We start from the raw sequence: 6,262 nt of genomic DNA, 5'->3' as shown, positions 1-6,262 counted from the left end.
GGCGGCAGCGGCGGCAGCGGACCCACGGACGGCACGGAGGGCGCGGCCGTCCCCGCACCGCGCGACGGCGGCTCGCGGCGCGCGGGGACCCGGCGCCAGCAGCGCGTACGCGGGCGCTCCAGGACCCGCCGCATCCTGCTGTGGACCAGCGGCAGCCTGGCCTTCCTCATCCTGGGCACGGCCGGCGCCGGCTACCTCTACTACCAGCACCTCAACGGCAACATAGAGAAGGACGATCTCAACCTCGGCGAGAACAAGTTGGACAAGAGCGCGCCCAACGCCGACGGTGACCGACCGCTGAACATCCTGCTGCTCGGCTCGGACAGCCGGAACAGCGAGGAGAACATCAAGCTCGGCGGGTCCCGCAAGGACCGCGACCGCAAGCCGCTCGCCGACGTCCAGATGCTGGTGCACGTCTCGGCCGACCGCAGCAACATGTCGGTGGTCAGCATCCCGCGCGACACCCGCGTCGCCATCCCCAAGTGCACCGACAGCGACGGCACGGTCTACCCGGCGTCGGACCGCAACATCATCAACTCCAGCCTCCAGAACGGCGGCCCCGGTTGCACGGTGGCCACCTGGGAGGCGCTGTCCGGGGTGCCCATCGACCACTTCATGATGATCGACTTCTCCGGTGTGGTGGACATGGCGGACGCGGTGGGCGGCGTCCCGGTCTGCGTCGACAACAACGTGAAGGACCCCGACTCCGGGCTGCGCCTGGAGAAGGGCGAGAAGGAGATCAAGGGGAAGCAGGCGCTCCAGTGGCTGCGTACCCGACACGGCTTCGAGGACGGCAGCGACATCGGCCGCGCCAAGGCGCAGCACATGTACATGAACGCGATGGTGCGCCAGCTCAAGTCCGGCACCAAGCTGAGCGACCCGGGCAAGCTGATGGACCTGGCCGAGTCGGCGACCAAGGCGCTCAAGGTCGACTACGGCCTCGGCACCGTCAAGAAGCTGTACGACCTGGGCAACGACCTCAAGCAGGTGCCCACCAAGCGCATCACCATGACGACGATGCCATGGGTGCCCGACCCGCAGAACAAGAAGGCGCACGTGGTCCCCAAGCCGGGCGACGCGGACACCCTCTTCGAGATGATCCGCGAGGACATCGCCCTGGACGGCAAGGACAAGAAGAAGAAGCTCCACCCGAAGAAGACCCACAAGCCCGCCACGCCGGCGGCGCCCAAGGAGGAGATCCCCGTCGCCGTGCAGAACGGCACCGGCACCCCCTCCCTCGCGGCCGTCCCGCAGCGGGCCTCGGTCATCGCGAACGCCCTGATCAACAGCGGTTTCACCCAGGCCATCGCGGACAGCACACCCAAGCCGCAGTCCACCACGACGATCGCCTTCGGCGCCGAGGAGCAGCGCGCCGACGCGCTGGCCGTCGCCAAGACGCTCGGCCTGCCGGACCGCACCGTCCAACTCGTGCCGGGCCAGCCGCAGGTGACGGTGGTCGTCGGCGCCGACTGGCGCGAGGGCACGAGCTATCCGGCCGCATCGGGCGGCAGCACCTCACCGGACGGCAGCAGCACCCCGGCCACCGACGCCTCCGGCTCCCCTGACACATCGGACGGGGGCACCGCAGCGGAAGAGGGCAAGGAGGCCAAGACCCCCGACAGCGCCGGCGCCCTCAACGGCGACGACACCTCGGCCTGCATGAAGGTGAACCCGATCTACACGTTCTGACCGCGGGCGCGGGGCGGGTGGGCCGTACCAGGTGGGTGCGTACGCGGTAGATGCGTACGCGACGGGACGGGTCGTACGAGGCTGACGGGCACAGTCCGTTCTCGTACGACCCGTTTCCGCATGCTCCGTATCCACGCGGCCCGAACCGTCCAACCCGAACCGTCCGACCCATCCCCGTACGGCCCATCTCCGTACGCCGCCTACCCGTACAACCTCCCCGGCGCAGCGGGGCCGGATGAACTCCGCGCCGCAGCCGCCCCGTTGCCCCGGTGCCGCGCGGCGGAAGGCGCCCGGGGCGACCGGCCCCGGCGGGGCCGGGGGGGTGGGCGGGGTGGGGGGGGGGGGGGGGGGGGGGGGGGGGCCGCCCCGGGGGGGGGGCCGCGCCGCGGGGGGGGGGGGGGGGCGGGGGGGGGGGCGCGGGCGGGGGGGGGGGGGGGGGGGGCGGGGGGGGGGGGGGGGGGGCGGGGGGGGGGGCCCCCCCCCCCCCGCGGAGGTCAGCCCTCTCAGGTGCGGATACGGGTACGCGCGTGCGGGCGTCGCCGCCCGGGTGACCGCGGTCGACGCCGGGCGCGTTACCGCGAATGGGGGACCCCACCCCGCACCGGGCGAGTGGCCCGCAGCCACGCCGGGTGTGGAGCGCCCCGCCGCCGGTCATATGGACCTACGATGCATCCATTGCGGGCGATTTACGGCAAATCGCCCGTCGGGTGCTCCGCCACCGCCCGCCGACCTGCACCGCACTCCCCCACACCGCCCCAGCGCCGGCCCGAGCCCCCCCCCGCGCGCCGCTCCCCCACCGGCCCTACCGACCCCATCCGCCCCGCCTTCCCGCGCGTCCGACAGCCCAGCCAGTCGTGGAGGTCCCCGCCCGTGACCCAACCGGCCCGCTCTCCCCGCCCGCCCCGCCAGCGCCAGCGCAAGGCGCCACCGCCGCCACGACGGCCCCGGTGGGGACGCAGGCTCGCCGTGGGCGCCGCCGCAACGGTGCTGGTCACCGGCGGGGTCGGGCACGCGGTGGTGGCCGGTCTTGAGCGCGGCATCGAACGGGTCGACCCGTTCGGCGCGCTCGACCAGCGCCCGGCGGCCGGCGACGGCACCAACTTCCTGCTCGCCGGCACCGACGGGCGCGACAAGATCTCACCGGCCGAACGGGCCGCGTACCGGCTCGGCGGCGCGCCCTGCCACTGCACCGACACGCTGATGCTGGTCCACCTCTCCGCCAAGCGGGACCGCGCCAGCATCATCAGCCTGCCGCGCGACTCGTACGCGGAGATCCCCGCCTACCGGGACCCGAAGACCGGGGCGCTGCGCCGCACCCACCCGCAGAAGATCAACGCGGCGTACGCGGAGGGCGGCCCGAGCCTGACCGTCCGCACCGTCGAGCACATGACCGGCGTGCACGTCGACCACTACCTGGAGGTCGACTTCACCAGCTTCATGCGGACCGTGGACGCGGTGGGCGGCGTCGAGGTGTGCACCGCGCGCCCGCTCAAGGACCGCTACACCGGGCTCGACCTGAGCGCGGGCCGGCACCGGCTCGGCGGCGGCGAAGCCCTCCAGTACGTGCGCTCGCGCCATGTCGACGGCGCCGCCGACCTCGGGCGCATACAGCGCCAGCAGCGCTTCCTCGCGGCGCTCATCGACAAGGCGACCGACACCGGGGCGCTGCTCAACCCGGTCAAGTTCGGCAAGGTGGCCTCGTCACTGCTGGGCTCGGTGCGGGCCGACCGCCAGTTGAGCAGCAGCGAGCTGATCGAGTTCGGCAAGGCGATGCGGAACTTCACGCCGGCCTCGTCGGAGTTCACCTCGGTGCCCATCGGCGACGTGAGCTTCCCGGTGCCGGGCGTCGGCTCGACCGTGCGCTGGGACGAGGCCAAGGCCGACCGGCTGTTCCGCGCCGTCCGCGAGGACCGGCCGCTCGCCGCGCACCGCACCCAGCGGCCCCGGGCCGCCACCGTGCGGGTCGACCCGGCGCAGATCCGGGTCCAGGTCCTCAACGGCACCGGCCGCACCGGGCTCGGCGCCAGGACCGCCCGCGCGCTCCGCGCGACCGGCTTCGCCACCACCGGCACGCCCCGCAACGCGCCCCGGGCCAAGGGCGCCACCCCCGGCGCCGACCGGCCCGTCCCCCGCACGGTCATCGCGTACGACCCGCGCTGGGACGACTCGGCCCGCTCCCTGGCCACCGCCGTACCCGGCGCTGACCTGCGCCCCGTCAAGGGTCAGGGGCAGGTCCTGCGCCTCACCGTCGGCACCGACCACCAGGCCGTCCGCCGGGTTCGCCCCGAGACCCCGGCCACCCCGCCCGGCGAGGCCCGCCACGGCGACGAGGTGAACTGCGGCTAGCGGCTAGCGGCCAGCCGCGCCCCCGGCCGGCCGCCGGGTCACTCGTCCGGCCGCTGCGCGCGCAGCTCCTGGATGGCGCGGCGGCGGGCGAGGCGGTGGGTGCGGCGGATCTGGGCCTCCTGGAAGCGGCGGGCGTTGCGCTCCGAGTCGGGGAGGACCGGCGGCACGCCGCGCGGCTTGCCGTCCGCGTCGACCGCGGCGAAGACCAGGTAGGCGCTGCCGACCTGGGTCGCGGGCGTCGACTCGTTCCAGCGCTCGGCCATGACGCGGACGCCGATCTCCATGGAGGTCCGGCCCGTCCAGTTGACCTGCGCGTGGACGTGTACGAGGTCGCCGACGCGGACCGGCGACAGGAAGGCCATCTCGTCCATGGAGGCGGTCACGGCCGGCCCGCCGGAGTGCCGGCCGGCGACGGCACCGGCCGCGTCGTCGACCAGCTTCATGATCACGCCGCCGTGCACGGTGCCGAGGAGGTTGGTGTCTGCCGCCGTCATGATGTGGGACAGCGTGGTGCGGGAAGCAGCGGTCGGCTTGCCCGGTATCGCTGCCTCCGTGGCCTGGGCCTGATTGGTCATGTCCACTACCTTATGCGCCCCCGTAATGCATCAGCTCTGCAACAGCCGCGCCCCAAGTTGACCCCCGCGCTGTGAGCCAGTTGGCGGCACCGGGCAAACTTCGACTATGAGCAATTGGCCCGAGGGGTGGACCAGCGACAGCGACCGGGAGCGGAATGGCGGCGCCGGTCGCGGTCCCGCACCCGATATCGCGCGTTCCATGCCGCACGTCCGCCGGGACCCGGCCGGCGGCGGCCGTCAGGGCGAGCCGCCGCTGCCGCCCGGAAGGGCGCCGCGCGGGCCGGTCCCGCCGCGGCAACAGCCCCCCGAGCCCTACGGTGCGCACGCCGGCGACGGCTACCACGACGCGCAGGGCGACGACGACGGCTACAACACCGGCCAGGTCTACGGTGCGGGCCGCGGGCCGCTACCCGCCGACCAGGGGCGCGGTGCCGGCCCGCCGCCGCAGGGCACGCCGCCCGGCCCGCCGCGGGCCCGCCCGCACTGGCGCAAGCGCATCACCATCGGTGTGATCAGCGTCTTCGCGTTCTTGCTGATCGTCTCCATCGGCACCTACTTCTGGGCCGACTCCAAGCTCAAGCGCGACGTCGACCTGGGCGCGGTGGAGGACCGGCCGGACGGCGGCAAGGGCACCAACTACCTGATCGTCGGTTCCGACAGCCGCGAGGGCATGTCCGACCAGGAGAAGAAGGACCTGCACACCGGCTCGGCCGAGGGCAAGCGCACCGACTCGATGATGATCCTGCACGTCGGTGACAACGGAAACACCATGGTCAGCCTGCCGCGCGACTCCTGGGTCACGATCCCGGCGTTCACCGGTTCGGAGTCCGGCAAGCGCATCCCCGAACAGCAGCACAAGCTGAACGCGTCGTTCGCGATCCAGGGCCCCGAGCTGCTGGTCCGCACGATCGAGTACAACACCGGCCTGAAGATCGACCACTACGCGGAGATCGGCTTCGGCGGCTTCGCGAAGATCGTGGACGCGGTCGGCGGCGTCGAGATGGACATCCCCCGCGACATCAAGGACAAGAAGTCCGGCGCCGACTTCAAGAAGGGCAAGCAGACGCTGGACGGCAAGGAGGCACTGGCCTTCGTCCGCAACCGGTACGAGGCAGGCAGCGACCTGGAGCGCACCAAGAACCAGCAGAAGTTCCTGTCCACGCTGGCCTCCCAGGCGGCCACCCCGTCCACCATCCTCAACCCGTTCCGGCTCTACCCGACGATGAGCGCCGGTCTCGACTCGCTCATCGTCGACAAGGACATGAGCCTGTGGAAGCTGCGGTCGATGTTCTGGGCGATGAAGGGCGTGACCGGCGGCGACGGCAAGCAGATGAACATGCCGGTCGCCAACCCCGGCTACGCGACCTCCAAGGGCTCGGCCGTGCTGTGGGACATGCCGAAGGTCAAGCAGTTGATCGAGCAGCTCAAGAACGACGAGAAGGTCACCGTTTCGACCAAGTGAGACAGGTGGACGGGGCCCGGCGCCCCTGAGATGACGGCGACCGTGCGACGTGCGGGGCCCCCCCCCCCCGCCCCCCCCCCCGCGCCGCCGGCGGGGGGGGGGCGGGGGGCCCCACCCCGACCCGGGGGGCGGCGCGGGGGGGGGGGGGGTTGCTGGGTGAGGGCTGGAGTGCTCGGTGGGTGGGGGTTGC

Annotated in this window: 5 protein-coding genes; 4 read left to right on the top strand and 1 reads right to left on the bottom strand. The window is 73.1% G+C overall.

The genetic code is table 11. The features are described from left to right. The 3 genes from AAHZ94_RS26650 to AAHZ94_RS26640 all read left to right on the top strand — a co-directional run. Positions 1 to 1,689, top strand: a 1,689-nt coding sequence (locus AAHZ94_RS26650) for an LCP family protein (protein ID WP_502964791.1), incomplete at its 5' end; no start/stop codon positions are given. A 269-nt stretch (positions 1,690 to 1,958) separates the two neighbouring features. Further along, positions 1,959 to 2,240: a hypothetical protein gene (locus AAHZ94_RS26645; RefSeq protein ID WP_349995889.1), complete on the top strand. Its 282-nt coding sequence runs from the start codon at positions 1,959 to 1,961 to the stop codon at positions 2,238 to 2,240. Between the two features lie 319 nt (positions 2,241 to 2,559). Beyond that, complete coding sequence (locus AAHZ94_RS26640) at positions 2,560 to 4,035, top strand: LCP family protein (protein ID WP_349995887.1); 1,476 nt, start codon at positions 2,560 to 2,562, stop codon at positions 4,033 to 4,035. A 38-nt stretch (positions 4,036 to 4,073) separates the two neighbouring features. On the opposite strand, the gene AAHZ94_RS26635 is transcribed toward AAHZ94_RS26640, so the two are convergent. Further along, positions 4,074 to 4,610, bottom strand: a complete 537-nt coding sequence (locus tag AAHZ94_RS26635) for an acyl-CoA thioesterase (protein WP_349995885.1) — start codon at positions 4,608 to 4,610, stop codon at positions 4,074 to 4,076. Positions 4,611 to 4,716: 106 nt separating this feature from the next. Here AAHZ94_RS26635 and AAHZ94_RS26630 point away from each other — a divergent pair, with 106 nt between their 5' ends. Next, positions 4,717 to 6,072 (top strand): LCP family protein, encoded by a 1,356-nt coding sequence (locus tag AAHZ94_RS26630; RefSeq protein ID WP_349995883.1) that lies wholly within the window; start codon positions 4,717 to 4,719, stop codon positions 6,070 to 6,072. Positions 6,073 to 6,262: the final 190 nt, after the last annotated feature.

It is taken from the genome of Streptomyces sp. HSW2009, from assembly GCF_040240285.1.
GTDB lineage: Bacteria > Actinomycetota > Actinomycetes > Streptomycetales > Streptomycetaceae > Streptomyces.
Note: the sequence above shows the minus strand (reverse complement) of the source record. Positions and strands in the feature narration are given on the sequence as shown.

Bases quoted from the DNA above. Each gene is read 5' to 3' on its own strand.
- AAHZ94_RS26635 (WP_349995885.1), bottom strand. From the start codon at position 4,610: ATGACCAATCAGGCCCAGGCCACGGAGGCAGCGATACCGGGCAAGCCG.
- AAHZ94_RS26630 (WP_349995883.1), top strand. From the start codon at position 4,717: ATGAGCAATTGGCCCGAGGGGTGGACCAGCGACAGCGACCGGGAGCGG.